Consider the following 24,151-nt stretch of genomic DNA (forward strand, 5'->3'; position numbering starts at 1 on the left):
ACGTCGTGGTCCCGTCCGCATGGCCGGGGTGCCGGTGCGGGGCGTGTCGGTGGGGTGTGCTGGGATCGTCCGCGTGACAGCGACGGTGGAGGACCGCCCCACGGCGGCGGGGGAGGCGGGCGGCGCGGGGACCGTGCGCGCGCCGGGCGGGACGCGGGCGGTGCGGCTGGTGCGGCTGGTGCGGCCCGCGCTCGCGGACGGGCCCGTCTCCGGGCCCGGGGCGCCCGTCGTGCTCGACCCCGTGCAGCAGGAGGTCGCCGACCGCGTCGTGGCGGGGGTGACGGACGCCGGCGCCGGGCACCTGCTGGTGCTCGGCGCGCCCGGCAGCGGCCGGACGACGGTCCTGCTCGAGGCGGCGGTCGCGGCGGTGGCCGCCGGCCTGCCCGTGGAGGAGCTGCTCGTCCTGGCGGCCACGCGGCGCGCGGCGGCCGACCTGCGGGACCGGCTCGCGGCCCGGCTGCGCGGCACCGCGGGCCGGCCGCTGGTGCAGACCCCCGCCGCCGCGGCGTTCGCCGTGCTGCGTGCGCGGGCCGCCGCGCTCGGCGAGCGCCCGCCGACGCTCGTCAGCGGGCCCGAGCAGGACCTCGTCATCGCCGAGCTGCTGGAGGGGCACGCCGCCGGCGAGGGACGACGCGTGCCCTGGCCGACGGGTGTGCCTGCGGAGCCCGCGGGGGTCCGCGCGTTCCGGGACGAGCTGCGGGACCTGCTCATGCGGGCCGCCGAGCGCGGGCTCGGGCCGGCGGACCTCGCGGCCCTCGGCCGCAGGCTCGGCCGGCCCGAGTGGGAGGCGGCCGCGGCGGTCCACGAGGAGTACCTCGACGTGCTGGAGCTGCGGTCCGGCACACCGGACCTGGGTCCTCGCTTCGACCCCGCGGCCGTCGTGGCGGAGGCGGCGCGGGCTCTCGCGCGCTGGTCGCGGGAGGTGCCCGGCGTGGCGGCCCCCCGTCGCCGCCTCGTCCTCGTCGACGACCACCAGGAGAGCACGGCCGCGACGGCACAGCTGCTCGCGCGGTTCGCGGCGGACGGGGCGCGCGTCGTCCTGGCCGGCGACCCCGACATCGCGGTGCAGACGTTCCGCGGTGCCCTGCCCTCGCTCGTCGGGCGGGCCGCCGTGGCGGGCGGCGCAGCCGGTGAGCTGGGCGCGACGACCCTGGTCCTGCCCCAGGTGTGGCGGCACGGGGCCGCCGTGCGCGCCGTGGTGCAGCGGGTCACCGAGCGGGTGCCCACCGCCGGGGTCGCGGCGCACCGCGCGGCCCCGTCGGCCACGAGCACGGCGACGAGCACGGCGACGAGGTCGACCACGAGTGGGACCGGAGGGGTGGTCCCAGCCGCCGGGACGAGCGCCGGGCCGGCCGCCGACGCGGGCCTCGTGCGGGCGGCGGTGCTCCCCAGCGCGGCGCAGGAGGCCGCCTGGGTGGTGCACGCGCTGCGCGCGGCCCACCACGAGGACGGCGTGCCGTGGCAGGAGATGGCCGTCGTGGCGCCGACGGGGGCCCGGGTCGCGGCCCTGCGGCGCGCGCTGGTCGCGGGTCAGGTGCCGGTGGCCGTGCTGGGCGCGGACGTCCCCCTGCGCGAGGAGCCGGCGGTCCGTCCGCTGCTGGAGGCCACGCGGGTCGCCCTCGGGGCCGATCCCCTCGACGCCGACACCGCCGCGCGCCTGCTGCAGTCGCCGCTCGGCGGCGTCGACGCCGTCGGGCTGCGTCGTCTGCGGCGTGCGCTGCGGGCGGAGGAGCTGGCCGCCGGTGGTGGCCGGTCGAGCGACGCGCTGCTCGTCGAGGCGCTGCTCGAGCCGGGCACGGTGCTGGCGCTGCCGTCCACGGTGACGCGGCCGGTCCTGCGCGTGGCGGCCGTGCTGGCCGCGGGCGCCAGGGAGGCGGCGCGCCCGGACGCGGACGCCCGGACCGTGCTGTGGGCGGTGTGGGAGGCCGCGGGACTGGCCGAGACGTGGCGCGCGGCCGCGCTGGGCGGGGGCGTCGCCGCCGAGCGGGCGGACCGGGACCTGGACGCGGTCGTCGCGCTCTTCCGTGCGGCGGAGACCTTCGTCGAGCGCATGCCGCAGAGCCCGCCCGCGTCCTTCACCGACTGGCTCGTGGCGCAGGACCTGCCCGCGGACTCGCTCGCGGCGCGGGGGCGTCGCGCTGCGGTGTCCGTGCTCACGCCCGCCGGTGCATCGGCACGCGAGTGGGAGGTCGTCGTCGTGGTGGGGGTGCAGGACGGGGTATGGCCCGACCTGCGGCTGCGCGACTCGCTCCTGGGCGCGCAGGCGCTCGTCGACCACCTCGCGGGCCGTGCCACCGCCGCCACCGACCCGGCGGCGGCGCGCGCCGCGGTGCTCGGCGACGAGCTGCGTTCCTTCGCGCTCGCGTGCTCCCGCGCGCGCCGCACCCTGCTCGTGACGGCCGTCAGCGGGCCGGACGACCAGCCGTCCCCGCTCCTGGACCTCGTGCAGCCGCCGGCCCCGGGCGACGACGCCGGGTCCGAGGAGAAGGACGTCCGCGTCACCTCCGCGCCCTCGCCCTGGGACCTGCGCGGGGTCGTCGCACGGCTGCGGCGACGCCTCGAGGAGGCCGCGGCTGCGGGGGCCGAGGACCCCGTCGCGGCCCGTGCGCTCGCGCGGCTGGCCGCCCACGGCGTCGCCGGCGCCGACCCGGCGGGCTGGGCCGGACGGGCGGCCGTCTCCTCCGACGCGCCGCTGTGGGCGCCCGGGGAGCGCGTCCCGGTCTCCCCGAGCCGGCTGGAGACCGCGCACACGTGCGCCCTGCGGTGGGCGCTGGAGAGCGCCGGCGGGACCGCCGGTGACTCCGGGCAGCAGTCGCTCGGGACGCTCGTGCACGCCATCGCGCAGGACCACCCGCGCGGGACGCACGCGGAGCTCGCGGCGGCGCTCGACGCACGGTTCGAGGAGCTCGGGCTCGGCTCGGGCTGGCCGGCGCTGGCGACGCGGCGCAAGGCGGAGCGCATGGTCGAGCGGCTGGCGGCCTACCTGCGGGACGGCGGCACGCCCGTCGCGGTGGAGGCGCCGTTCCGGGTCGAGACCGACCGCGCCGTGGTGCGCGGGACCATCGACCGGGTGGAGCAGCTCGCCGACGGCAGCGTGCGGGTGGTGGACCTCAAGACGGGGTCGGCCGTGCCGACCGCCGCGGAGGCCGCGGTGAATCCGCAGCTCGGCGCCTACCAGCTCGCGCTCGACGCCGGCGCCGTCCCCGACGTGCCGCCCGGTGCCCCGTCCGCGGGGGCCCGCCTCGTCCACCTGGCGCACGGCTCGGCCGCGCCGACGTGCCGGGACCAGCAGCCCTTGGCCGACGCGGAGGACCCCGCCTGGTCCCGTGCCCTCGTCGACGAGGTCGCGGAGCGCATGGCCGCTTCCGCCTTCGACGCCGCCGTCAACCGGCGCTGCGACCGGTGCCCCGTGCGCCGCTCCTGCCCCGCACGCCCCGAGGGTGCGCAGGTGGCCGGGTGACGACCACGACGACGTCCCCCGGCGCGGGGCGCATGCCGGCCGCACCGGGCTTGGTCGCCGACGCCGCCGCGGCGCGCCTGACCGCGCTCGAGGTCGCCGACCTGCTCGGCCAGCACCCGCCGACCCCGGAGCAGCGGCGCGTCATCGAGGCACCGCTCGCCCCGGCGCTCGTCGTGGCGGGTGCCGGCTCGGGGAAGACCGAGACGATGGCCGGTCGCGTCGTCTGGCTGGTCGCGAACGGGTTCGTCGCGCCCGAGGAGGTCCTCGGGCTCACGTTCACGCGCAAGGCCGCGGGAGAGCTCGCGCTGCGCGTGCGCCAGCGGCTGCGCCAGCTGCGCCTGGCGCTGCGGGCCGCGGGGCTGGAGCCGGCCGTGCCCGCCGGCAGCGGGGGCGCGGGCGGCGGCACGGACGGCGGCGGTGCGGGTGGTAGCGGTGCGGGTGGTGGCGGTGCCGTGGGGCTGGCGGACCTCGACCGTCCGGTGGTGTCGACGTACAACGCCTACGCCGCGTCCGTCGTCGCGGACCACGCCGTGCGCCTGGGGCTCGAGCCCACCGCGCGGCTGCTGGGCGAGGCGTCCCAGTGGCAGCTCGCCAGCGAGACCGTCGAGGCGTGGGCGGGCGACCTCGACACCGACCGCGCGACCTCCACGGTGGTCCGCGCGGTGCTCGCGCTGTCCGGGGCGCTCGACGAGCACCTCCTCGACCCGGCCGTCGCGCGGGCGCAGGTGCAGGCGCTGGCGGCGGGCCTCGCCGCGACCCCGCCCACGGCGCCGACCGGCAAGGGCCGGCCGCGGCCCCTGCGCAAGGAGGCGCTCGAGGTGCTCCAGAGCCTCGAGCTGCGGGGCCGGCTGCTCGACCTCGTCGCCGACTACCGCGCCCGCAAGCGACGTGCCGACGCCATCGACCACGGGGACCAGATCGCGCTGGCCGCGCGCCTCGCGGAGTCGTTCGAGCCGGTCGCCGCGGGTGAGCGGGCGCGGTACCGGGTCGTCCTGCTCGACGAGTACCAGGACACGTCCTACGCCCAGGTCCGGCTCCTGCGCGCCCTGTTCGGCGGTGGCCACGCCGTGACCGCCGTCGGCGACCCCCACCAGTCCATCTACGGCTGGCGCGGGGCCAGCGCGGGAGGGCTCGCCCGCTTCCCCGGCGAGTTCCCCGCTCGCGCCTCCGGGGCGACGTCCGCCTCGGACGTCGTCGCGCCGGGAGCCGGGGTACCGGGCGGACGCGTCCCGGGTCCGCTGCGGCCCGCTGACGTGCACCCGCTGTCGACGTCCTGGCGGAACGACCGCGCGGTCCTCGCCGTCGCGAACGCCGTGGCGGAGCCGCTCCGCGCGGGCGTGCGCGGCCTCGACCTGCCGGTGCTCGTCCCACGCCCCGGGGCCGGCGAGGGGCGCGTCCGCGCGCTCGTCGCCGGCACGGTGGAGGAGGAGGCCGCGGCGGTGGCCCGGCACCTGCGCGACCTGCGCGCCGGCACGGGGGCCGGCACAGGGGTCGGCACAGGGAACGGCACGGGTGCCGGAGCGGAGGACGGCAGGGCTCCGGTGACCGCCGCCGTGCTGTGCCGGCGGCGCTCGCAGTTCCCGCTCCTGCGTCGGGCTCTGCTGGACGCGGGGGTCCCTGTGGAGGTCGTGGGGCTCGGCGGGCTCCTCAGCACACCGGAGGTCGTCGACCTCGTCGCGGCGCTGCAGGTCGCCCACGACCCGGCGCGCGGCGACGCCATGGTGCGGCTGCTCACCGGCGCTCACGTGCGCCTGGGCGCGGCCGACCTGCACGCGCTGCACGAGTGGGCGCGCGAGCTGGCGGGCCGGGGCGCACCGGCGGCACCCGCCGCCCTGCCGACGGACACGCCGACGACAGGCCCCGCGCCGACGGGTCCTGCGCCGACCGGCCCGTCGACGACGGGCGCACCGGTCGAGGCGGACGCGGCGGACCTCCGCAGCCTCGTCGACGCGGTCGACGAGCTCCCGCCGCCGCGGTGGACCGGCCCCGGCGGCCGTCGGCTGACGCCCGTCGCCCGGGAGCGGCTCGCCGGGCTCGCCCGGTTGCTGCGAACCCTGCGCCAGCACACCTACCTGACGGTCCCGGAGCTCGTGGCCGAGGCCGAGCGGCTGCTCGGGCTCGACCTGGAGGTGGCCGCCCGGGGCGGCACCACCCCCGGTCTCGCGCGGGCCGCGCTCGACGCCTTCGGCGACGTCGCGGTCGAGTTCACCCGCACCGCCGACCAGGCCACGCTCGGCGCGTTCCTCGCCTGGCTCGAGACGGCCGAGGAGGTGGAGGACGGCCTGGACGCCCCCGTCACGCCGCCGGACCCGCGCGCGGTGCAGCTCGTGACCGTGCACGGGGCCAAGGGCCTGGAGTGGGACGCGGTGGTCGTGGCCGGTCTCCTCGACGGCACGCTGCCGAAGGTCAAGGCGCTCGGTCCGGAGGGGCCGCGCGACTGGGGCTGGGCCCGGGACCCGGGCGCCCTGCCGGCACCGCTGCGGGGCGACCGCGCGGACCTGCCGACGCTCGACGTGGTGGGCGCGGCCGACGCCGCGGAGCTGCACGCGCGGCTCGACGCGTACCGCCAGGAGGCCGGCCTGCACGAGCTGGCGGAGGAGCGGCGGCTCATGTACGTGGCGGTCACCCGGGCGCGCGAGGACCTGCTGCTGACGGCGGCCTGGTGGGGGGACGGGTCGCGGCCGCGTGCGCTGTCGCCGTTCCTCACCGAGCTCCTCGAGGCGCCGGAGCCGCTGGTCGAGCTCGTGCACCGCGCCCCGGAGCCGGAGCCGGACGCGAGCAACCCGCGCGAGGACCTCACCGCCGCCGTCTCCTGGCCGGCCGACCCCTTCGGCGGCAGCCCGCGCCGGGAGGCGGTCGAACGGGCCGCGCAGCAGGTGCTGGTGCAGGCGGACGCCGCGGGCCCGGAGCTCGCCGACCTGACCAGCGGCGACGCAGCCCTCGACGCGCTCATCGGGAGGCTTCTCGACGAGCGGTCCCGCTCGGCCGCACCCGTGGCCGAGGTGGAGCTGCCGCCGCACCTCTCGGCGTCCGCACTGGTGCGCCTCGAGGCCGACGCCGGCCGCTTCGCGAGGGACCTGCGCAGGCCCGTCCCCGTCGAGCCCTCGCCGGCCGCCCGCACCGGGACCGAGTTCCACGCGTGGGTGGAGGCCTACTACGGACGGGCGACGCTCGTCGACGTCGACGACCTTCCCGGGGCCGACGACGACCCGGCCGTCGACGCGGACCAGGCCTCCCTGCGCGCGGCCTTCCTCGCCACGCCCTGGGCCGCCCGCACGCCCCTGGCGGTGGAGGTGGACATCGAGACGAGCGTCGACGGCTACGTGCTGCGCTCCCGTATCGACGCCGTGTTCCCGGACACGGAGCGCCTGCCGGGGACGGAGTCGCAGCACGCGGGGAGCGGCGCGGACCGACGCGTCGTCGTCGTGGACTGGAAGACCGGCCGTCCGCCCACGGACGCCAAGGCGCGCGCCGACCGGGAGCTGCAGCTCGCCGTCTACCGGCTCGCGTGGTCGCGCTGGACCGGGACGCCCGTCGAGGACGTGCGCGCGGCGTTCTGCTACGTCGGGGAGGGGCTCACGGTGTTCCCCGAGCGGCTGCTCGGAGAGGACGAGCTCGTCGCCCTCCTGCGACGGACGGGCGGGGAGCCTGGCGGCGCCGACGACGCGCCGGTCGGCGGCGACGAGGGCGGCGCTACCCGCAGCGCGGCCGGTGGGGCGGTCGGTCCCGGTGCAGGTGCAGGGGTTTCCGACGGGTGAGGAGCCGTCAGCCGGCGACGGGCTCGGCCACCGGCTCGCTCTCGCGGCAGGAGGCGTCGAGGTCGCGCAGCATGGCGACGGCGTCCTGGACCACCGCGTCGTCGCCCGTGCGCACCCCGTGCAGGAGCCACCGCGCCAGGGCCAGCTCGCCCGCCAGCAGCGCACGGTCCTGCAGGTGCGGGTCGCCGAGCTCCGTCCGGCGCAGCAGGTACGCCTCGAGGATGGAGTCGACGGCGTCCGGCGGGGCCGCCACGAGCAGCCAGGACAGGTCGTCGGCGGGGTCGGCGACCTTCGTCTCCGTCCAGCCGACGACCCCGCACACCGCGCCGTCCTGGACGAGCACGTGCTCCTCCGTCAGGTCCCCGTGCACGACCACCGGGCGGAACCGCCACAGCGACACGTCCTCGAGCAGCCGCTCCCACCGGCGCAGCAGGGTGGGCGGCACGTGCCCGGTGCGCGCGGCCTCGTCGACCTCGGCGAGGCGGCGCTCGCGGTAGCCGGCGGCGTCGTAGACCGGCAGGCCCTGCTGCTCGACGACGGCGGTCGGCAGCTCGTGGAGCGCGGCCAGCGCACGGCCGAGGGACGCGGCCAGGCCGGGGCCGGCGGTGAGCGTCTCGAGCCGCAGCGGTGCGCCGGGGAGCTGCCGGTGCACCATCGCGCGGCCGCCCTCGGGCAGCGCGGCGAAGCCGGCCGGCCGGGCGACGGCGAAGGGCAGCCGGCCGCCCTCCACGTGGTCCTCGAGCGCCGCGAGGAGCGCGACCTCGGCCTCCAGCGCAGCACCGGCGGCGGCCGTGCGCGGCGCCCGGACCAGCCAGCGTCCGCGCCGCGCGTCGACCACGACGGCGGCGTCGTCGTCGGAGCCGGAGCCGGCGGGGTGCGCGTCCCAGACGTCCAGCCCCGGCACGGCGGCCGTGGCGAGCGCGGCGAGGACGAGCGGCGAGCGGGTCATGGCACCGAGGGTAGGTGCGGCCCGCCGCGGGGCGCCCCAACCGCCCGGGGCGTGTCCGGCCGCGCACCGGCCGGGCACGGAGGAGGCACCACCTGCCATCGGCGGCGGTCGCGGCGGCGCGCCCGGTGCCCGACCGGTGCGTACGGTGTCGGGCGTGGTCCTCGACGAGCTCCCCCTGTCCCGTGCGACCGTCGACCGCGCCGCCGACCTGCGCACCCGTCCAGGCCTCGTCGCCGACGCGCTGGCCGCGCCCACCACGCGGGTCCTCCTCGTCCGGGACGGCGCCGTGGCCGTCGTGCCCGTCGTCGAGGCGTCCGGGGACGGCGCGGGCGCGGCGGCTCTCGACCTGCGGCCCGCCACGGACGTCCGAGGGAGCGCGGCAGCGGACGGCGCTGCCGCCACCTGGCTGTTCCTGGGCCGTGAGGCGGACGGCACGCTGCACCTGGCCCGCTCGTTCAGCGTCGACGAGCGCCTCGTCGAGCCGGACGAGGTCCACCGCTCCGACGACGGCGTGCACCCCGGACGTGACGAGCGCGCCGCGGACGCGGGCGCCGCCGGGCGAGCCGGTACCGCCGTGGCACCCGCCGTGGCACCCGCGGTGCCGGCAGGAGAGCCGGTGTTCGCACCCCTGCGCGAGGTGGGAGCCCGCCTCGGCTCGCGCGACGCGGGGTTGGCGACGACGGCGGTCGCCCTGACCGCCTGGCACGCCCGGCACCCGCGCTGCCCCCGGTGCGGCGCGGCCACGGAGGTCGTGCAGGCGGGGTGGGCCCGCCGCTGCCCGGTCGACCGCTCGGAGCACTACCCGCGGACCGACCCCGCCGTCATCATGGCGGTCGTCGACGCCGACGACCGGGTGCTGCTCGGCCACTCGGCCGGCTGGCCCGAGGGCCGCTTCTCGACGCTCGCGGGGTTCGTCGAGGCGGGGGAGCCGCCGGAGGCGGCCGTGCGGCGCGAGGTGCTCGAGGAGACCGGCGTGCACGTCGGCGAGGTGGAGTACCGGGGCAGCCAGCCCTGGCCGTTCCCCGCGTCGCTCATGCTGGGCTACCGCGCCCGCGCGACGTCGACGACGGTGGTGCCGGACGGGGTTGAGATGACGCAGGCCCGCTGGTTCAGCCGCGAGGAGCTCGCCGCCGCGGTGCGCAGCGGCGCCGTGGTGCTGCCGGGGCGCTCCTCGATCGCGCACGCGCTCATCGCCGAGTGGTACGGGCAGCCCCTGCCGCCGGCGGACCCGTCCACCGGCGGCTGACCCCGGGCGAGTCGTCGGCCCTGTCGCGTCAGACGGAGGACGCGGGTGGTGGTGCTGGTGCGGCCGGGGCGCCGGCGCGCCGGCCGCGGCCGGCGTGGAGGGGCTGCGGCGTCGCGTCCGGGTGTACGTCCCACAGGCGTCGGGTGAGCGCGGCCCGGAGCCGCGGTTCCAGCACCGTCCCCAGGACGTAGGCCAGGGCGAGCACGACGACGCCCGCACCCACCGCGGCCCCGAGCGGTGGTGCGCCGAGCTCGACGAGGGTCGCCGCGAGCGTCGCACCCCACGCGAGGTGGACGAGGTAGAGCGGGTACGTCATGCCGGCCGCATCCTGCACGAGCCGCGTCGGCCGTGCCGGGAGCACCACCCGCGTCGCCACGGCGAGCACCACGACGGACGCGACGAGCAGGGCTGCCCCGACCGTCGGGGAGCGGGGGACCACGGCATCCGGCGCGATGAGGTCCACGTGGTCGGCGGTGTGCAGGCCGAGCAGGGTCGTCGTCACGAGCACGCCCGGGAGCACGACCAGGGCGCGTGCTCCGAACCGCCACGCGCCCAGCAGGAGGCCGAGGACGAACGCCGGGGCGTACTCGTACTGCAGGGCCACGGTCAGCACCCCCGTGGGCGCACCGGCCTGCCGCGCGGCGAGAGCCACCGCGAGCCAGGCGTAGGCGGCCGCCACGACCCGCGGGACGTCGAGGGGCCGCGCCACGACCATCACCACGGCGAGCAACGCGTAGAACCGCAGCTCGGCCCACAAGGTCCAGAACGGCGGGTCGGCCCAGGGCACGTGGAGGACGTCGCTGAGGAGCAGGGGCGACAGCAGCGCCTCTGCCGGCGTGAGCGACGTCAGGCGTCCGTCGACGACGGCGAGCACGGCGGACACGGTGGCGATCGGCACGAAGAGGGGCAGCAGGCGCACCGCTCGTGCGAACAGGAAGCGCGCCGGTCCGGTCCGGGTGGCGCTGGGCACCATGACGATGCCGCTGATGACGAAGAAGACGGGGACGCCCAGGAAACCGTAGGCGCCGGCGCCCGCGAGCCACCTCGGCACGTCGTCGGCGTCCCACCCGAAGGCCGCGGTGGTGATGCGGCGGTCCGCGAACCAGTGGAAGAGCAGCACCGCCACGGCGGCGAGCAGCCGCATCGCGTCCACCGCAGGCATCCGCGCGCTCGTCGTCATCGGGCCCCCCTCCCGTCGGGCGGTGACAGTACCGCGGGCGACCGGCGGCGGGAGAGGGGCTCCGACGTCAGGCGCCGAGCCTTTGCTTCACCTGCACCAGCGAGGGGTTGGTGAGCGCCGAGCCGTCGGGGAACACGACCGTGGGCACGGTGCGGTTCCCGCCGTTCACCTGCTCGACGAGCGCCGCCGCGTCCGGCACCTGCTCGATGTCGACCTCGGTGTAGGCGATGCCGGCGGAGTCCAGCTGCGTCTTGAGGCGCTTGCAGTACCCGCACCACGTCGTGGAGTACATCGTCACGGCACCCGCCGTGCCCGCCTCGGTACCGGTCGCCGTGCCCGTCGTCCCGCTCGACATCGCTCTCCCTCTCGTCTGCCGTCCGCGGCGCGCGGCCCGGACGGTGGTGGCCGGTGTGGCCGGTCCCTCGCTGAACGCTGCCACGGCCCCCGTGCTTCCCGCCCCCTCGGACACCCCTCCCGACGAGGGGTCGTCCGCGGCGGGTCGCCCCCGTCGTCCGGCCGACGGGTCCACAGCCGTCCGTCGGCGGCCCACCGTGTCCGTGGTCCCTGCGAGACTTGTCGCGATGTCCGCCGACGCCCTCCTCGACGCGCTCGACCCCGACCAGCGCGCCGTCGCCACCGCCCTGACCGGGCCCGTCTGCGTGCTCGCGGGCGCCGGCACCGGGAAGACCCGGGCCATCACCCATCGCATCGCCTATGGCGTGCGGACCGGCACGTACCGCCCGTCGAGCGTGCTGGCGGTGACGTTCACGGCGCGCGCCGCGGGGGAGATGCGGATGCGCCTGCGGGACCTGGGCGCCACGGGTGTGCAGGCGCGGACCTTCCACTCCGCCGCCCTGCGCCAGCTCACCTACTTCTGGCCCAAGGTCGTCGGCGGCGCCCCGCCGCGCCTGCTCGAGCACAAGGCCCCGGCGGTCGCCGACGCGGCGCGGCGGCTCGGCCTGGAGGTGGACCGGGTCGCGGTGCGCGACCTCGCGTCGGAGATCGAGTGGGCGAAGGTCAGCCTCGTCGCGGCCGACGACTACGAGCGGGCCGTGCTCGCGGCCGGTCGAGCGCTGCCCGAGGGGTACGACGCCCGCACGCTCGCCCGGCTGCTCACGGCCTACGAGGACGTGAAGACCGAGCGGCACGTCATGGACTTCGAGGACGTGCTGCTCCTGCTCGGCGCCGTGCTGTCGGAGCGGGCGGACGTGACGGAGCAGGTGCGCGCGCAGTACCGCCACTTCGTGGTGGACGAGTACCAGGACGTCAGCCCTCTCCAGCAGTTCCTCCTCGACCAGTGGCTCGGCGGCCGGCAGGAGCTGTGCGTGGTCGGGGACCCGAGCCAGACCATCTACTCCTTCACGGGCGCGACGCCGCACCACCTGCTGACGTTCGCCCGCACCCACCCCGGGGCCACCGTCGTCCGCCTGGTGCGGGACTACCGCTCCACGCCGCAGGTGGTCGCCCTGGCCAACCGCGTCCTCGCCGTCGGCCGGCGACCGGCCGACGTGCCCCCCCTCGAGCTCGTGGCCCAGCGGCCCGACGGGCCCGCCATCCGCTACGCGGTGCACGAGGACGACGAGTCCGAGGCGCGGGCCGTCGCCACGCGCATCGCCCGGCTCGCCGAGGCGGGCGCACGGCTGAGCGAGATCGCCGTGCTCTACCGGACCAACGCGCAGAGCGAGGTCCTCGAGCAGGCCCTGGCGAGCGCCGGCATCGGGTACGCGGTCCGGGGCGGGGACCGCTTCTTCGCGCGCCGCGAGGTGCGCGACGCGCTCGTACTGCTGCGCGGCGGCGCGCGCAGCGCCGACCCGACCGACCCCATGCCGCAGACGGTCCGCGGCCTGCTGCTCCCGGTCGGCTGGGCCCCGGAGCCGCCGGCGGCCCGCGGTGCGGCGCGCGAGCGGTGGGACCTCATGCAGGCGCTGGTCGCGCTCGCCGACGAGCTCGCGGAGACCGCCGCCCGGGACGGACGGTCCGCGACCGTGCAGGACCTCGTCGCAGAGCTCGACGAGCGCGCCGCCGCCCAGCACGCGCCGACGGTCGAGGGCGTGACCCTGGCCTCGCTGCACGCGGCCAAGGGGCTCGAGTGGGACGTAGTGTTCCTCGTCGGGCTGAGCGACGGGCTCGTGCCGATCTCGCTCGCCGAGGGGGAGGACGCGATCGCGGAGGAGCGGCGGCTGCTCTACGTGGGCGTGACCCGCGCGCGCGAGCGGCTCGAGCTGTCCTGGGCGCGGTCCCGCAACCCGGGGGGCCGCGCGTCCCGCTCGCGCACGCCGTTCCTGGCGGGCATCTGGCCCGACGACGAGCAGCGGCGGGGCCGCACCGCCGGCGGTCGGGGAGGCCGGGAGGGCTCGCGGACGCCGACCAGCGGCCGGCCCGGCGTCGGCGGCGCGGCCCTGTGCAGCGCCTCGGCGGGCCCCGCGCCCGACGCGGCGGTGCTGCGGCGGCTGCACGCCTGGCGGGCCGAGGTGGCGCGGACCACGTCGAAGCCGGCCTTCACCGTGCTCACGGACGCCGTCCTCGAGCAGGTGGCGCGCACGCTGCCGACGACCGTGCGCGAGCTCGCCCTCGTCGACGGGGTGGGCGCGGTCAAGCTGCAGCGCTTCGGGCCCGCGGTGCTGGACGTCGTCGCGGGCCGCGGCCCCGCGGTGGGTCCGCGCGCCTGACGCCGGCTCGGGACCCGGGAGAAGAGCCCGGCCACGTGCCCGGCGAAGAGCTCCCAGAAGGGCCGGGGACGAGCCCGGGGACAAGCCGGCGAGAAGATCCGGGAAAAAGGATTGTGCCCGTCGCCGGGCCGTCCCTAGTCTGGGGACGTCCTTGCTGAGAGGTCGCGCCCACGGGCCCGGCCCGCGCCGAGAGGAGGTGGCTGCTGTGGAGAACATGACCGACCTGGTCGGGGTGACGCCGCGTGGCGCCCACCTCCTCGCGCCCATCGGCGGCGCGTTCCAGGGGACGGGTCTGCCCGTCGTCAGCGGCGGCCGCGCCATCGGCAGCGGCCTCGGTGCCGGTCTCGGTACCGGCGCCCGCACCGGTGCCCCCGTCGGCGGCACCGGCCGGATCCGCACCACCGGTGGGTACGCCCCGGTGACCTGGAAGACCTCGCACCTCGTCGTCGACACGACACCCAGGACCCGCTCCGTCTGACGCCTCGTCGGACAGCCTCCCCAGGCCGCGGATCCCTCGGGTCCGCGGCCTGCTCGTACCCCCGGTGATCCCGGTGGGCAGCGGCCCGGACCTCCGCGCACTGCTCACCAGCACGGACACCAGGAGGACATCGTGCGGCTCTCGACGCTGCTCGACACGGACCAGCGCACCGGCTCCGGCCGGTGGACGGCCCTGGCCGAGGCGCCGGCCCCCCTCGCCCCCCGACCGGCGGCGGGCACCGCCGACCCGGCACCCCGCACCACCACGGCCACGCTCGAGGAGCGGCGGAGCTTCACCTCCGTCGTCGCCGCGCTCGTGCCGTGCCGGTCCAACGACCCCGAGCTCTGGTTCGCCGAGCGGACGGCCGAGGTCGAGCAGGCCAAGGCGCTGTGCCGCGAGTGCCCGCTCGTCGCCGGCTGCCTGGCCGGTGCGGTGGAGCGCCAGGAGCCCTGGGGCGTCTGGGGCGGCCAGGTCTTCGTCGACGGCGTCGTCGTCGCGACGAAGCGGGGCCGCGGCCGGCCGCGCAAGGACGCCTCCGGCGCCGCCTGACGACCGCTCTGGGGTCGCGGGCGTCAGCCGGTCGGCGGCAGGCCCGTGCACCCGCACCGCGTGTGCGGGTGCACGGGTCGCGCCACGCCGAGGAGCCCCGGCAGGGCGACCTCCACCACCGCAGCCCAGCTCGGCGGCCGCCGTCCGTCCACCGCGGCGAGGACGTGCGCGGCGGCGAGCGTCCCGGCGACGCCGCTGAGCAGCAGCGGCTCCTCGGCGGTCGGGCGGGTCCGCGGCGCGTGGTCACCGCCGGCTGCGGACGGGCCGGCACGTCGCCGCAGGCCCAGCCCGTCGGTGAGCGGGAGACCGGGGTCGGGCGGCACCACCTGCGCCGCGACGACGGGCCACGCCGGGTCGTCCGCCGCGCGCGCCAGGTCCAGGCACCGCAGGCACGGGGTGCGCCCCGGCACGACGAAGGGCCCGACGAGCGCGTCCGCCTCCCGCACCACGACCGACAGGTGCGGGACGCCCGCGCCGAGCAGCACGGGCGCGCGGGCCGGGTCGGCAGCGCCGTGCTCCACGACCACCAGGACGTCGGGCCGCCGGTCCGCGGTCGTGCGGACGTCGACCCGCACGTCCGCCAGGGCGCGCGCCGCTGCAGCGACGCGCGGGGAACCCACGTCCGCCCAGCGGTAGGCGCCCGGACCCACGTCCCCGGAGCGCACGGGCCCGGGATCGTCGAGCACCACGGTGCCGACGCCCGCCGCGGCCACCGTCGACGCGACCACCAGCCCGGTGGGGCCCAGCCCCAGCACGCCCACCACCGCGGCCTCGCGCCGGGTCAGGACCTCGGCCGCGCCGCCCCCGCCGCCGGCGAGGCACGCGGCGTCCGCGCAGACGACGGCCGCCCGTGCCGCGCGCGGGTCGGCCCGGCCCTCGTCGAGCACGCCGAGCGCGAGCAGCCCCGGCAGGACCGCGTCCGGGAGGGCGCCGACGCGCCGCGCCCCGGCCGGGCCCGCCGGCAGCTCGCGCTCGCGGTCGAGCGCCACCAGCGCCTCGACCTCGGAGGGCGCGAGCCCGTCGACCCGCACGGCCCACCGCGGGTCCAGGCCCACCTGCACCTCACCCGGACCCCGACGCAGGACACGCAGGCCCGCCCGCAACCGCATCGTCCTGCCGCCCCTCTCGTGCACCGGCCGGCCCCGGCACCGGCGGCCCGGGCGGCACCCTGCCACGACGACCCGCCCCGCAGCCGATCTCCGTCCACAGCCGGCGCCGCAAGACGGGATGGGCGACCGCCGGCACGACGACGGGGTGCCACCGCTGCTGCGGTGGCACCCCGTCGGGTGGTGGTCGGTGTGCTCGGATCCCGGCCCAGATGTGGCCGAGCCGGCCCCGGCGCGGACCGGGTGTCAGGCCTTGCCGAGGATCCGGTTGAGCTTGGTCCCGCACACGGGGCACACGGCCTTGGCCATGCGGCGCCCGGACTCGGAGACGACGACGTCACCCTCGGCCTCGCGCTTCTCCTTGCACTTCACGCAGTAGAACTCGCCCGCGTAGGTCTCCGCCATCACCATCTCCTGTCCTTCAGCCGCCTCGGACCGGCGGCCGGCTCGGGGGCGCGGCACCGGTCGCCGGGCCGCGCGACGCCCACAGTAGACGCACGATCGGGGGACCCGCCGCCGCACGGGGGCCCGGCGCGCCGGGCGGGCCGGGCCGGTGCTCCCGTCCGGCGGGCCGCCGCTCCACTACCGTCACCCCCGTGCGCCACCAGCACGACCTCGACGGCGTCGAGGTCCGCCGCTCCCGCCGTCGCCTGCGGACGGTCTCCGCGTGGCGCGAGCAGGACCGCACGGTGGTCGCCATCCCGGCGCGGTTCAGCCCCGCGCAGGAGCGCGAGTGGGTGCAGCGGATGCTCGCGCGGCTCGCGGCGCAGGAGCGGCGGCGGCGGCCGTCCGACGACGAGCTCGTCGCGCGGGCCGCGGAGCTGTCCGCGCGCTACCTCGGGGGGCGGGCGCGGCCCGCCAGCGTCGCCTGGTCGTCCCAGCAGGGGCGGCGGTGGGGGTCGTGCACGCCCGCCGACCGGTCCATCCGCATCTCCGACCGCGTCCGCGGGATGCCGCGCTGGGTGCTCGACTACGTGCTGCTGCACGAACTGGTGCACCTGCTCCACGCGGGTCACGGGCCCGAGTTCTGGGCGGAGGTGAACCGGTACCCGCGGACCGAGCGGGCGCGCGGCTTCCTCGAGGGCTACTCCTTCGCCCTCGAGCGCGGGGGCCCGGGCGGCGGACCGGACGGCGCACCGGACGACGGACCCGACGACCGCGGGGTCGAGGTCGCGGTCGAGCCCTGACGCCCTGTCCCGGCACGCAGGCCCGTGACCTGGACCTGACGCCCGGGCCCCGGCGCTCAGGCCCCGGTCCCGGCCCCACCGCGCCCGTCCTCGTGCGGGCCGTCGCGGTCGTCCTGCGGCCCCGGCGCCGTGGGGCCTTCGCCGGTGTCCTCGCCGAGGATCTCGGCCAGCACCCGGTCGAGGTCGGCGCCCTCGTCCGTCTGCTCCGCGCGCCGCCCGGCGTACCCGGCCGGGTCGTCGAGGTCCTGCGCCGTCGGCAGTAGGTCGGGGTGAGCCCAGACCGCGTCCCGCCCGGCCGGCCCGCCGTCAGCGGCGATGCGCGCCCAGAGGGCCGCCGCGTCCCGCGACCGCCGCGGCCGCAGCTCCAGCCCGACGAGCGTGGCGAACGTCTGCTCGGCCGGCCCGCCAGCGGCCCGACGGCGCCGCATCATCTCGCGCAGCGGGACCGCGTGCGGCAGGTGCGGCAGGGCCGCCTGCGCCGTCACCTCCTCCACCCAGCCCTCGACGAGCGCCAGCGCCGTCTCCAGGCGCGCGAGCGCGGCGCGCTGGTCCTCGGTCGTCTGCGGCGCGAAGACCCCGCCCGCCAGCGCCGAGCGCAGCGCCTCGGCGTCCGTCGGGTCGATGGCGCGCACCGCCTCCTCGAGGCCCTCGACGTCGATCGAGATGCCGCGCGCGTACGCCTCGACCGTGCCCAGCAGGTGCGCTCGCAACCACGGCACGTGCGTGAACAGCCGGTTCGCCGCCGCCTCGCGCAGCGCCAGGAAGAGGCGCACCTCTTCCGCCGGCGCGTCCAGCCCCTCGGCGAAGGCCTCGACGTTCCGCACGACGAGGGCCGCGCCGGGCGTCTCGAGCAGCGGCAGCCCGATGTCCGTGGTGCCGAACGCCTCGGCCGCCAGCGTCCCGGCCGCGTGCCCGACCTGCATGCCGAACACCGCCGACCCCAGCCGGCGCAGCAGCTCACGGGGGTCGCCCATGGCGCCGAGCCCGGGCAGGCCCGGTATGCCCGGCAGCCCGGGCACCCCCGCCGTCCCGGGCCCGCCCTCGAGCTCGTCGGCGCCCGGCAACGCCTGCCCGAGGGTGTCCGCCAGCGCCAGCGACAGCGACGACGCGACCGGCTCGGTCAACGTCCGCCACGTGGGCAGCGTCGCCTCGACCCACTCCGCGCGGGTCCAGGCGCGCGGCGTGCCCGTGGCGGGCGGCAGGTCGGTCGCGGCGTCGAGCCAGAGCTCGGCGACCCGCAGCGCGTCGAGCGCCTGCCGGGACTGCGTCGGCGTCAGCGAGGGGTCGCCGCCGACGGCCGCCTGCTGGCGCGCCAGGTCGTGGGCGACCTGCCAGTTGACGGGCTCGTCGCCCGACGTGGCGAGCATGCGCTGCACCTGCTGCATGGCGGCGGCCATCGTCTGGGGGTCCGTCGGCATGCCGGACGCGGCGGCCATGGCCTCCGGGTCCAGCCCGCGCTCACGCATCTCGCGCAGGGCGTCGTCGGCGGCGGGGCCGAGCATCTGGCGCAGCATCTGCTCCCACGGCGGCACGCCGCCGTCGGGGGAGGGTCGGTCGGCGCTCATGGGTCCTCCGGGGTCGCGGGCCGGCGGTGGCGCCGGCGGTGCCCACGCTAACGACCGGGGACGGGCGCGGGCTCCCGTCCCCGCGGCACGACGCGATGGTTCGCTGAGGGCGCAGGACCTGTGCGCCGACCTGGGTGCGGGCCGTGCGTCGGCCGGACGGGTGCGCCGCGGTCGCTCCCAGGTCGCTCCCGGCCGGGTGGGCGATGATGCGGCGGTGACAGAGCAGCAGGCCGGGGTGCCCGACGAGCGCGTCGGCGGCCCCGTGGCACCCGGCGACGCCGACCGCAGCACGGAGGGCACCGGCGCGACCGGCACGACCGGCGCCTCCGGCACCGACCCCCGCACGCGCCCGGGCCGACGCGCGCTGACCCTGTCGGTCTCCCTGCTGACGACCGCGGCACTGGCCGCGGCCGGGCTCGTGCTGCCCGTGCCCTACGCCGTCAACAGCCCCGGGCCGACCCTCGACGTGCTCGGCGAGCACGACGGCGAGCCGCTCATCACCATCGAGGGCGCCCCGACCTACGACGCGACGGGCGAGCTGCGGCTGACGACCGTCAGCGCCGTCGGCGGCCCGGGCTACCCGGCCTCGGTGCTCGACGTCGTCGTGGGGTGGGTGCGCCCCGACGTCCTCGTCCAGCCCGCCGAGGACGTCTACGCCCCCGACCTCGGGCGCGACGAGCTCGAGGAGCAGAACCAGGCGCAGATGACGAGCTCCCAGGAGGACGCGACCGTCGCCGCGCTCACCCAGCTCGGCTACGAGGTGCCCGCCGTCCTCACCATCACCGCGGCGGTGGAGGGGTCCGCGGCCGTCGGTCTCGTGCAGGAGGGCGACGTCCTCACGGCCGTCGACGGCGTGCCGCTGCCGGACTACGGGACCCTCGTCGAGCACCTGGACCAGGTCACCCCCGGGGACACCGTCACCCTCACGGTCACGCGCGACGGCGCCCCCGTCGAGGTGCCGGTGGTGACGGGGGAGGCGGACGGCCGCGCGCTCATCGGGGTGTACATCGACCCCGCCTTCGACCTCCCCGTGGACGTGACGATCCGGTCCGAGGACATCGGCGGGCCGTCGGCGGGCACGATGTTCGCGCTCGGGATCATCGACGCCCTCACGCCGGAGGACGAGGCGGACGGCGCGGTCGTCGCGGGCACGGGCACGATCTCCGTCGACGGCCGGGTCGGGCCCATCGGGGGTATCCGGCAGAAGCTCTCCGGGGCGTCGCGCGACGGCGCGTCCTGGTTCCTCGCCCCCGACGCCAACTGCGCCGAGACGGTCGGGCACGTGCCCGACGACCTGCGGGTCGTCGCGGTGGGCACGCTCGAGGAGGCCTACGACGCCGTCGTGGCCATCGGCGCCGGCGACGCGCAGGACCTGCCGACCTGCACGGCGGACGGCCCGTCGGACGCGTCCGCCGCCTGACGCGCCGCGTCGTCCGCCCGGCGCGTCGCGTCCGTCGTCCTCAGTCGAGCGTCGCGCGCAGCGCCTCGACGAGCCCCGGGACGGCGTCGGGCCCCTGCCCGACGGACGCGTCCTCGTCGTCGGACCGCGTGCGCAGCACGCACCACGACGGACCCGCGCGCAGGACGCCGACCGCCATCCGCACGTCCGTCCGCTCGGGGTGCGTGCGCAGCACCTCGAGGGCGGCGGCCGGGTCCGCGGGCAGCGCCTCCTCCACGTGCGGCGGCACGACGAGACGCTCCACGGTCAGCGCGACGCCGTCGACCGCCGGCGGCCAGGCCAGCGCGCCGAGCAGACCCTCCAGGTCGTCGGCGGGCGGCAGCCGCTCCTGTTCGACGGACGTGAGGTGCCAGGGGTTCTCGGCCGCCGCCGCGAGGACGTCCATCGACAGCCGCGGCCCCAGCCCCGGGTCGGAGGCGAGGGCGGCCTGGGTCCGCACGAGCGCGAAGACGCGCACCGGCCCGTCCCACCCGGCGCGGGCGACGTGGACCTCCACCTCCCGCACGGCGTCCGCCAGCGCACGGCGCGCCGCCTCCTCGTCCTGCGGGCCGGTCGCGGGTCGCGTGCTGCCTGTGCTCACGGCGCCAGCATCACACGAGTCTGTGGGAACCTGGCGCCCGGACCAGCCGTTGCGCTGTGCGGACCCGACGCCCGGGGCCGTGCGTCGGGCGGACCCGGTCTCCGCTCCGCCCGACGACGAGGAACCCGCAGCCGTGACCTTCGCCAGTGCACCACCCCCGCGCAGCCCCCAGGGCCCCCGGGCCCCCCGCCCGCCGGCCCGGCGGCGCCCGCACCCCCTCGCCGTCACCGCGGTCGTCGTCGGCCTGCTCGTCGTCGCGCTGCTCACCCTCAGCCAGGTCTGGACCGAGTTCCTCTGGTTCGGCCAGCTCGGCTTCACGCGCGTCCTCGTGACGGAGTGGGTGACGCGCGGGGTCCTGTTCCTGCTCGCCGCCGTCGTCATGGCCGGCGCCGTGGCGGTCAACCTCTCCGTGGGCTACCGCTCCCGCCCGGTCTACGCGCCCTCGACGCAGGAGCAGGCCAGCCTCGACCAGTACCGCGAGGCCATCGAGCCGCTGCGTCGCGTCGTCATGGTGGTCGGGCCCGCGGTCCTGGGCCTGTTCGCCGGGGCCGCCGCGTCCCAGCAGTGGCAGACCGTGCAGCTCGCGATCAACGGTGGCGACGTGGGCACGAGGGACCCGCAGTTCGGCCTCGACGTGGGCTTCTACCTGTTCACGCTGCCGGCCGTGCGGTTCGTCGTGTCGTTCCTGCTGGCCGTGGCGGTGATCGCCGGCATCGCGGGGCTCATCACGCAGTACCTGTACGGCGGCGTGCGCGTCGGCGGGCCTCAGGGCGCGCCCCGCACCACCCGGGCCGCCCGCGCCCAGCTCTGCACGGTCGGCGCGGTCGTGCTGCTGCTCGTCGCGGCCAACTACTTCCTCGACCGCTACTCCCTGCTGACGAAGGAGAGCGGCAACGGCCGCTTCTTCGGCGCCTCCTACACGGACGTCCAGGCGGTCATCCCTGCGCGGGGCATCCTCGCCGGCGCGGGCGTCCTCGTCGCCCTCGTGTTCGTCTACGCCGCCTTCCGCGGCTCGTGGCGCCTGCCGCTCATCGGCGTGGGCATCATGGTGGTCTCCGGCGTCGCGCTGGGCGGGATCTACCCGGCCGTCGTCGAGCGGCTGCAGGTGAGCCCCAACCAGCAGGACGTCGAGGCGCCCTACATCGAGCGCAACATCGCGGCCACGCGCGCCGCCTACGGGCTCGACGCGGTCGACACGCAGACCTACTCCGCGGCGACGACGGCCGAGGCCGGCCAGCTGCGCGAGGACGCCGAGACGGCCGCGCAGATCCGCCTGCTCGACCCGCAGGTCGTCGCGCCGTCGTTCCGCCAGCTCCAGCAGGTGCGCGCGTTCTACGACTTCCCGGAGACGCTCGCGGTCGACAAGTACGAGATCGACGGCGAGAGCCGCGACACCGTCATCGCGGTGCGCGAGCTCAACATCAACGGCCTCAACGACGCGCAGCGCAACTGGACCAACGACGTCACGGTCTACACGCACGGCTTCGGCGTCGTCGCGGCCTCGGGCAACCAGGTCGCCGCGAACGGCGGCCCGTCCTTCTGGGAGGGCGGCCTGCCCACCACGGGGGACATGGGCGAGTACGAGCCGCGCATCTACTTCAGCCCGGAGGCGCCCGCGTACTCCATCGTCGGCGCCCCCGAGGGCCGCGGGGACTGGGAGCTGGACTACCCGGACGACGAGTCCGGCGGTGCGGTGAACACCACCTTCCCGACGGAGGCCGTCTCCGCCGGCCCGAGCGTGGGCAACCTGTGGAACAAGCTGCTGTACGCGCTGAAGTTCGGCGCGACGCAGATCCTCCTGTCCGACCGTGTGACCACCGAGTCGCAGATCATCTACGACCGCGACCCGCGCGAGCGCGTGGAGAAGGTGGCGCCGTTCCTCACGCTCGACGGCCGCGTCTACCCGGCCGTCGTCGACGACAAGGTGGTCTGGATCCTCGACGGCTACACGACGTCGAACCAGTACCCCTACTCGGCGCAGCGCTCGCTCGACGACGCGACGGAGGACGCGCTGACCGGCACGGCCGCCACGGTCCAGGCCCTCGCGCCCGAGCAGGTCAACTACATCCGCAACTCGGTCAAGGTCACCGTCGACGCCTACTCGGGCGACGTGACGCTCTACGCCTGGGACGACACCGACCCGATCCTGCGGGCCTGGCAGCGGGTCTTCCCCTCCGAGGTGCAGCCGCTGTCGGCCATCAGCGGTGAGCTCATGAGCCACATCCGCTACCCCGAGGACCTGTTCAAGGTGCAGCGGGACCTGCTCGGCCAGTACCACGTCACCGAGGCGGACCAGTTCTTCTCCGGCAACGACTTCTGGACCACGCCGGACGACCCGTCGACGGACCGCGAGGTCAACCAGCCGCCGTACTACCTGACCCTGCAGATGCCGGGCCAGGAGCAGCCGACGTTCTCGCTGACGACCTCGTTCATCCCGAGCGGTGCCAACGCGCGCAACGTGCTCACCGGCTACCTCGCGGCGGACTCCGACGCGGGCGACCAGGCGGGCGTCAAGGGGGAGCGGTACGGCACGCTGCGGCTGCTGGAGCTGCCCCGCGACTCCACGGTGCCCGGCCCGGGCCAGGTGGCGAACAACTTCAACACCGACCCCGACGTGTCCACGACGCTGAACATCCTGGCCCAGCGCTCCACGACGGTCGTGCGCGGCAACCTGCTCACCCTGCCCGTGGCGGGCGGTCTGCTCTACGTGCAGCCCGTGTACGTCCAGGCGGCGTCGGGCACCTCGTTCCCGCTGCTCCAGCGCGTGCTCGTGGCGTTCGGCGACGAGATCGGGTTCGCCAGCACGCTCGACGAGGCCCTCGACCAGGTGTTCGGCGGCGACTCGGGCTTCGAGGGCGACGGGACGGGTCAGGGCGAGGCGCCCGACACCGGCTCCGAGGTCCCGGACCCGGGGACCGGCACGGACCCGGGTGACGGCACGGACCCCGGCACCGACCCCGGGACGACCGACCCGGGCACCGGGACGGGTGACCCGGGCTCGACCGCGGACGCCCGCACGCGCCTGGCCGACGCCCTGGCGTCCGCCGACGCGGCCATCCAGGCCGCCCAGGCCGCGCTGACGGCCGGTGACTTCGCCGCCTACGGCGAGGCGCAGGCGCAGCTCGACCAGGCCATCCAGGACGCCATCGCGGCGGAGGCGGAGCTCGACGCGGCCGCCCGCGGCGCGACGACCGACCCCTCGGCGTCGACCTCGCCGTCGCCGGACCCGTCGGCCTCCGCCAGCCCGTGACGACGGCCGGCTGATCACCGACGAGGACCCGGGGCGCACGCCGCCCCGGGTCCTCGCGCGTGTCGGCGGTGCGGGTCGGGCTGCTGGTCAGGAGTCGATTTGGTCCTCGTCCCGAGCTGACGTACTGTTGTCCACGCCGACGCGGGGTGGAGCAGCTCGGTAGCTCGCTGGGCTCATAACCCAGAGGTCGCAGGTTCAAATCCTGCCCCCGCTACAAGTGAAGTACCAGGTCAGAGGCCCTTCCGATCGACAGATCGGGAGGGCCTCTGGCGTTGGTGTCAACGAGATGTCAACGCATGCCGCCGGCGGTACGTACACGCACGGCGGCGAACAGGGCCGAACTCTGCCCGGCTGTGGCGCCGGTGATGGCGCCTTGCCTCGCGGTGCTGGCGGGCCGAATGCCTGCGTCGTGGTCCCCGGCTCTCTCAGGTGGCGCAGAGGCCGTCGCCAAGGTTCCAACACCAGTGCGGGTGGCTCTCGACAATCGCAGGCACGTCCAGCGTCAGCGTCCCTCGTGCCAGTGGAGGGTCGTACGCGACTTCCATGAGCAGAGAGCGGAGAGGGAAGTCTCCGAACACGGCCCGGCAGTGGCCGCAGGTGAAAGCCGTGTATCCCTCCGGGACGGTCAAGTCCCCGGTCGTGGTGTGTGACGGCTGCCGCGTGACCTTCATTGGTTAGGCGCTGAGCGCCGGGAGTTGGGGCGGGGTGACCTCCT

Annotated in this window: 16 protein-coding genes and 1 tRNA gene; 10 read left to right on the forward strand and 7 right to left on the reverse strand. The window is 77.2% G+C overall.

Going from position 1 to position 24,151, the window contains the following annotated elements:
- The first annotated feature begins 73 nt into the window (after window positions 1-73).
- On the forward strand, window positions 74-3,460 hold the full coding sequence (locus tag BM048_RS14360; RefSeq protein ID WP_239079021.1) for a UrvD/REP family ATP-dependent DNA helicase: 3,387 nt from the start codon (window positions 74-76) through the stop codon (window positions 3,458-3,460).
- Window positions 3,457-7,218, forward strand: coding sequence for an ATP-dependent helicase (locus tag BM048_RS14365; protein ID WP_308439551.1), 3,762 nt, complete (start codon window positions 3,457-3,459; stop codon window positions 7,216-7,218). The genes BM048_RS14360 and BM048_RS14365 overlap by 4 nt, the downstream gene beginning before the upstream one ends.
- Before the next feature lie 7 nt (window positions 7,219-7,225).
- On the opposite strand, the gene BM048_RS14370 is transcribed toward BM048_RS14365, so the two are convergent.
- Window positions 7,226-8,167 carry a phosphotransferase gene (locus tag BM048_RS14370; RefSeq protein WP_090034089.1) on the reverse strand — a complete coding sequence of 314 codons (942 nt, stop codon included), beginning with the start codon at window positions 8,165-8,167 and terminating at the stop codon, window positions 7,226-7,228.
- Window positions 8,168-8,321: 154 nt separating this feature from the next.
- Between BM048_RS14370 and nudC the strand changes: the two genes are divergently transcribed.
- A complete protein-coding gene (gene nudC / locus BM048_RS14375) occupies window positions 8,322-9,413 on the forward strand; it encodes an NAD(+) diphosphatase (protein ID WP_203708977.1) in 1,092 nt (363 codons plus the stop codon).
- Window positions 9,414-9,441: 28 nt separating this feature from the next.
- On the opposite strand, the gene BM048_RS14380 is transcribed toward nudC, so the two are convergent.
- Window positions 9,442-10,593, reverse strand: a complete 1,152-nt coding sequence (locus tag BM048_RS14380) for an acyltransferase family protein (protein ID WP_090034093.1) — start codon at window positions 10,591-10,593, stop codon at window positions 9,442-9,444.
- A gap of 67 nt (window positions 10,594-10,660) precedes the next feature.
- Window positions 10,661-10,948 (reverse strand): mycoredoxin, encoded by a 288-nt coding sequence (locus BM048_RS14385; protein ID WP_090034094.1) that lies wholly within the window; start codon window positions 10,946-10,948, stop codon window positions 10,661-10,663.
- 226 nt (window positions 10,949-11,174) lie between these two features.
- Between BM048_RS14385 and BM048_RS14390 the strand changes: the two genes are divergently transcribed.
- The 3 genes from BM048_RS14390 to BM048_RS18970 all read left to right on the forward strand — a co-directional run bounded on the left by BM048_RS14390 (window position 11,175) and on the right by BM048_RS18970 (window position 14,289).
- Complete coding sequence (locus tag BM048_RS14390) at window positions 11,175-13,262, forward strand: ATP-dependent helicase (RefSeq protein ID WP_090034096.1); 2,088 nt, start codon at window positions 11,175-11,177, stop codon at window positions 13,260-13,262.
- A 205-nt stretch (window positions 13,263-13,467) separates the two neighbouring features.
- Complete coding sequence (locus tag BM048_RS14395; RefSeq protein WP_090034098.1) at window positions 13,468-13,740, forward strand: hypothetical protein; 273 nt, start codon at window positions 13,468-13,470, stop codon at window positions 13,738-13,740.
- A gap of 132 nt (window positions 13,741-13,872) precedes the next feature.
- Window positions 13,873-14,289, forward strand: a complete 417-nt coding sequence (locus tag BM048_RS18970) for a WhiB family transcriptional regulator (protein ID WP_275407354.1) — start codon at window positions 13,873-13,875, stop codon at window positions 14,287-14,289.
- Between the two features lie 23 nt (window positions 14,290-14,312).
- On the opposite strand, the gene BM048_RS14405 is transcribed toward BM048_RS18970, so the two are convergent.
- Both BM048_RS14405 and BM048_RS14410 read right to left on the reverse strand, forming a co-directional pair.
- On the reverse strand, window positions 14,313-15,344 hold the full coding sequence (locus tag BM048_RS14405; RefSeq protein ID WP_139224466.1) for a ThiF family adenylyltransferase: 1,032 nt from the start codon (window positions 15,342-15,344) through the stop codon (window positions 14,313-14,315).
- Between the two features lie 297 nt (window positions 15,345-15,641).
- Window positions 15,642-15,800, reverse strand: coding sequence for a DUF5679 domain-containing protein (locus BM048_RS14410; RefSeq protein WP_090034128.1), 159 nt, complete (start codon window positions 15,798-15,800; stop codon window positions 15,642-15,644).
- Window positions 15,801-15,991: 191 nt separating this feature from the next.
- Here BM048_RS14410 and BM048_RS14415 point away from each other — a divergent pair, with 191 nt between their 5' ends.
- On the forward strand, window positions 15,992-16,582 hold the full coding sequence (locus tag BM048_RS14415) for a SprT-like domain-containing protein (RefSeq protein ID WP_090034101.1): 591 nt from the start codon (window positions 15,992-15,994) through the stop codon (window positions 16,580-16,582).
- Window positions 16,583-16,638: 56 nt separating this feature from the next.
- Here the strand turns inward: BM048_RS14415 and BM048_RS14420 are convergent, their stop codons facing one another.
- Window positions 16,639-18,147 (reverse strand): zinc-dependent metalloprotease, encoded by a 1,509-nt coding sequence (locus BM048_RS14420; protein WP_090034102.1) that lies wholly within the window; start codon window positions 18,145-18,147, stop codon window positions 16,639-16,641.
- A 214-nt stretch (window positions 18,148-18,361) separates the two neighbouring features.
- Here BM048_RS14420 and BM048_RS14425 point away from each other — a divergent pair, with 214 nt between their 5' ends.
- Window positions 18,362-19,567, forward strand: coding sequence for a YlbL family protein (locus BM048_RS14425; RefSeq protein ID WP_239079020.1), 1,206 nt, complete (start codon window positions 18,362-18,364; stop codon window positions 19,565-19,567).
- Window positions 19,568-19,607: 40 nt separating this feature from the next.
- Here the strand turns inward: BM048_RS14425 and BM048_RS14430 are convergent, their stop codons facing one another.
- A complete protein-coding gene (locus BM048_RS14430) occupies window positions 19,608-20,186 on the reverse strand; it encodes a PPA1309 family protein (RefSeq protein ID WP_090034105.1) in 579 nt (192 codons plus the stop codon).
- A 133-nt stretch (window positions 20,187-20,319) separates the two neighbouring features.
- On the opposite strand from BM048_RS14430, the gene BM048_RS14435 reads away from it, so the two are divergent.
- Window positions 20,320-23,436 carry a UPF0182 family membrane protein gene (locus BM048_RS14435; RefSeq protein WP_090034106.1) on the forward strand — a complete coding sequence of 1,039 codons (3,117 nt, stop codon included), beginning with the start codon at window positions 20,320-20,322 and terminating at the stop codon, window positions 23,434-23,436.
- A 140-nt stretch (window positions 23,437-23,576) separates the two neighbouring features.
- Window positions 23,577-23,650: transfer RNA gene (locus BM048_RS14440), tRNA-Met, on the forward strand.
- Window positions 23,651-24,151: the final 501 nt, after the last annotated feature.

Source organism: Cellulomonas marina, assembly GCF_900111925.1.
Lineage (GTDB): Bacteria > Actinomycetota > Actinomycetes > Actinomycetales > Cellulomonadaceae > Cellulomonas > Cellulomonas marina.

Coding starts and splice junctions, on each gene's coding strand:
- BM048_RS14370 (WP_090034089.1), bottom strand. CDS start 8,167: ATGACCCGCTCGCCGCTCGTCCTCGCCGCGCTCGCCACGGCCGCCGTG.
- BM048_RS14380 (WP_090034093.1), bottom strand. CDS start 10,593: ATGACGACGAGCGCGCGGATGCCTGCGGTGGACGCGATGCGGCTGCTC.
- BM048_RS14385 (WP_090034094.1), bottom strand. CDS start 10,948: ATGTCGAGCGGGACGACGGGCACGGCGACCGGTACCGAGGCGGGCACG.
- BM048_RS14390 (WP_090034096.1), top strand. CDS start 11,175: ATGTCCGCCGACGCCCTCCTCGACGCGCTCGACCCCGACCAGCGCGCC.
- BM048_RS14410 (WP_090034128.1), bottom strand. CDS start 15,800: ATGGCGGAGACCTACGCGGGCGAGTTCTACTGCGTGAAGTGCAAGGAG.
- BM048_RS14420 (WP_090034102.1), bottom strand. CDS start 18,147: ATGAGCGCCGACCGACCCTCCCCCGACGGCGGCGTGCCGCCGTGGGAG.